General features: G+C 39.8%; 3 protein-coding genes and 1 pseudogene. 2 read left to right on the forward strand and 2 right to left on the reverse strand.

All coding sequences use genetic code 11. The features are described from left to right. Window positions 1-703, reverse strand: a 703-nt coding sequence (locus L654_RS0101940) for an aldo/keto reductase (RefSeq protein WP_024607093.1), incomplete at its 3' end; no start/stop codon positions are given. A 9-nt stretch (window positions 704-712) separates the two neighbouring features. Continuing rightward, window positions 713-1147 carry a thioesterase family protein gene (locus L654_RS0101945; protein ID WP_024607094.1) on the reverse strand — a complete coding sequence of 145 codons (435 nt, stop codon included), beginning with the start codon at window positions 1145-1147 and terminating at the stop codon, window positions 713-715. 413 nt (window positions 1148-1560) lie between these two features. Here L654_RS0101945 and dinB point away from each other — a divergent pair, with 413 nt between their 5' ends. Both dinB and L654_RS0101960 read left to right on the forward strand, forming a co-directional pair. Further along, window positions 1561-2613 carry a DNA polymerase IV gene (gene dinB, locus L654_RS0101955; protein ID WP_033027669.1) on the forward strand — a complete coding sequence of 351 codons (1053 nt, stop codon included), beginning with the start codon at window positions 1561-1563 and terminating at the stop codon, window positions 2611-2613. A 129-nt stretch (window positions 2614-2742) separates the two neighbouring features. Next, window positions 2743-3112: pseudogene (locus L654_RS0101960) on the forward strand (leucyl aminopeptidase family protein); the annotation flags it as partial.

Raw genomic sequence — 3112 nt, forward strand, 5'->3', positions numbered from 1 at the left:
AGTAGGCAATATCTTCGTGTACACATTGTTCTATTAAATACGGCCAGTCTTTAGCGTGCGCTAAGCTAAACTCGTTTTGAATAGATACCATGCGCGGTAAGTTATGCTCTTTGGCCAAACTTAAAAACTGGCTTATACCCCATGGCGTATCGTCAGATAAACCGCAGTGCTTAATTTTACCTGCTTTAACACATTCATTAAGGCCTTCTAGAATATCAAGCATACTAGCTTGCTGCTCTTGTGTATTTACGTCGGTAAATTTAAGAGTGCCGGGCCACTGTCTGCCAAAGTGCGGGGTAGAGCGGTTTGGCCAATGCAGCTGATATAAATCAATGTAGTCGGTTTTAAGGCGCTTAAGTGAATCGTCTACGGCTTCTATTACCGTTTGGCGCGTAATATTGCCACCATCACGTACCCACGATAATCCATTGCCTGCAATTTTTGTAGCAAGTACCACATCGCTGCGCTTTTGCTGATTACGCGATAGCCAATTGCCAATAATTTCCTCGGTTTTACCATAGGTCTCAGGAGAGGGCGGTACTGCATACATTTCGGCTGTATCAATAAAGTTTACGCCTTGCTCTAGCGCGTAGGCTATTTGTTCATCAGCATCGCTTTGAGTATTTTGTTTACCCCAAGTCATACTGCCTAAACATACTCTTGAAACGTTAATACCACTGCTGCCAAGTGGGCTGTATTGCATGAGAATTCCTTATTGCTCGTCTTGAGAGTAGCTAACTAACGCCGATAAAAGAGGCTCTGCAATTGGCGCTTTTTGGCCTGTTTCAAAATCAAACATAACCACTTTTGAAGTGCCTGTTGTTGTTATAGCGTTTTGTGCGTGACTAAATACGGTGTAATTCATAACAAATCGATCTGTTTTTATATCAGAAATAGTAACGCCGACTGTAAGCGTATCTGGGAATGTAACTGGGCGTTTATAACGAATGTTATTTTCGCTTATTACCGGGCCCACGCCATTAGGGCTTATTGTATCGAACAGATTTATTTTATTTAAGAAGTCGATTCGGGCTATTTCAAAGTAACGTAAATACACTACATTATTTACGTGTTGTAGTGCATCCATATCAGCCCACGCTACGGTGATGTCGGTATGGATAGGGTGCTGATCTTTAAACGTTTGCATTATTTATTGGCCCTTAATTTTAAAGTACTTAGATTATCAACATGGGGTTACGAGCTCAAGGTAATTAATGGCATGTTTTTTTATAAGATGATTGTACCTGTTTAATTTTAGGTCTACAGTTAAATTACACAGACAAACACAAAAACACACAAAGGTAAAAATATGCAGAATATAATTAATTGGTCCTTAGCTTGTTTGGTTTTTATAGCCTCTTTTACCTGTTACGCAATGGGTAACGAATCAGGCGCTATTATTTTAATGTTAGCGGGTTTTTTTTTCGAGGTTATGTTTTGGTTGCGCGGTTATAAAGAGCAAGAAAGTAATAAGCGCTTTTTTTAATAGTTAACTAAGCTTGCTTATCACATTTGATTCTATAATAATGACTGTATAAATAACCAGTTGTTGTTGTGGTGATGAAGAAGTTTATTCACATAGACATGGATTGCTTTTATGCAGCAGTAGAAATGCGAGATAATCCAAAACTTGCATGTGTACCGCTTGCTATTGGAGGCAATAGCCGACGAGGCGTGCTCTCAACCGCTAACTATATAGCTAGAGAATATGGCGTGCGATCGGCTATGTCGAACTATCATGCTAAACAATTATGCCCCGATTTAGTTATTGTCCCAGGGCGCATGGCTGTATACAAAGAAGCTTCAAATCAAATACGTGAAGTATTTAGCCGCTACACAGACTTAATTGAACCACTCTCTTTAGATGAAGCCTACCTAGATGTAACAGACAGCACCGCTTGTAAAGGCAGCGCCACACTTATTGCACAGCAAATAAGAGCCGATATTTACAATGCCACGGGGCTTACTGCGTCGGCAGGTATTGCACCGATTAAATTTATTGCCAAAATAGCGAGTGACGAAAAAAAGCCTAATGGTCAGTTTGTCGTTTTGCCTCATGAGGTCGATGACTTTTTAGCGCAATTACCGCTGGGGAAAATTCCGGGGGTGGGTAAAGTAACGCTCGAAAAGCTAAATTTAAAAGGCTTATATACCGGCAAGGATGTACGTGAAAAAGGCGTTAACTGGATGCAGCAACATGTGGGTAATTTTGGTGTGTCGCTTTATCAAAAATGTGCAGGTGAATATGTTGGTAAAGTATCAACAGATCGCATCATAAAGTCGCTGAGTGTTGAGCATACCTACGAATACAATAAAACAAGTTTGCAAGAGTGCTTAGATGAGCTGCCAAAATTGTTAGACGAATTAGTTTTAAGACTTAATAAGCAGCAATTACAAAACCGTATTAATAAGCTGAGTGTTAAAGTGAAGTTTGCAAATTTTGTAGTGACCTCAGCCGATCAGGCATACCACGAGCTAAACACAGAAATATTTATTCAACTCCTTACTAAGGCCTATCAACGAGGGCTACAACAACCTGTAAGATTACTTGGCATAGGCGTTGGCATTAAAAGCGAGCCAGAACAAAACTTTCAACTGAGTATTCTCGATTAAGCTGTAAAGCCTGTAACCCCAAGTTGCCATTTATTGGCAAGTTGTGTAATTAGCTCATCGCACCTTGCTGGTCTTCAATATTTAAATCGACGATAATAGGGGCTTATGTTTTCTAACAGGACTTTATTTATGGCATACCCTCAAGCGGTTAGTGCAAGCCTTGAATGCACATCTCATGATGCGCTTATTATTATTAGTGATGACTTTTCTCTATTACCAAATAACTCATTACGTGATGCTATTTTAGACCAAGCAAAAGTTGATTCTCGTATTGGTAAACAAGTTACTTTATTAGTGATTGAAAACAAACGCGTTGTACTTGCGCCAACGGGTCCGTTAAATAGAGATTACGACGACGTGCGTCGTTATTTTGATGCTGCTAAATTAGCAATTAACGAAGCAAAAGCGTCGGGTAGTGTTAACCCTGCATTATTTTTACCAAATTTAAATGGCGATAGCCGTTATCAGCATGCTTTAGAAGTTGCTTATTTAGGCGCTT

Source organism: Pseudoalteromonas sp. TAB23 (genome assembly GCF_000498075.1).
GTDB lineage: Bacteria > Pseudomonadota > Gammaproteobacteria > Enterobacterales > Alteromonadaceae > Pseudoalteromonas > Pseudoalteromonas arctica.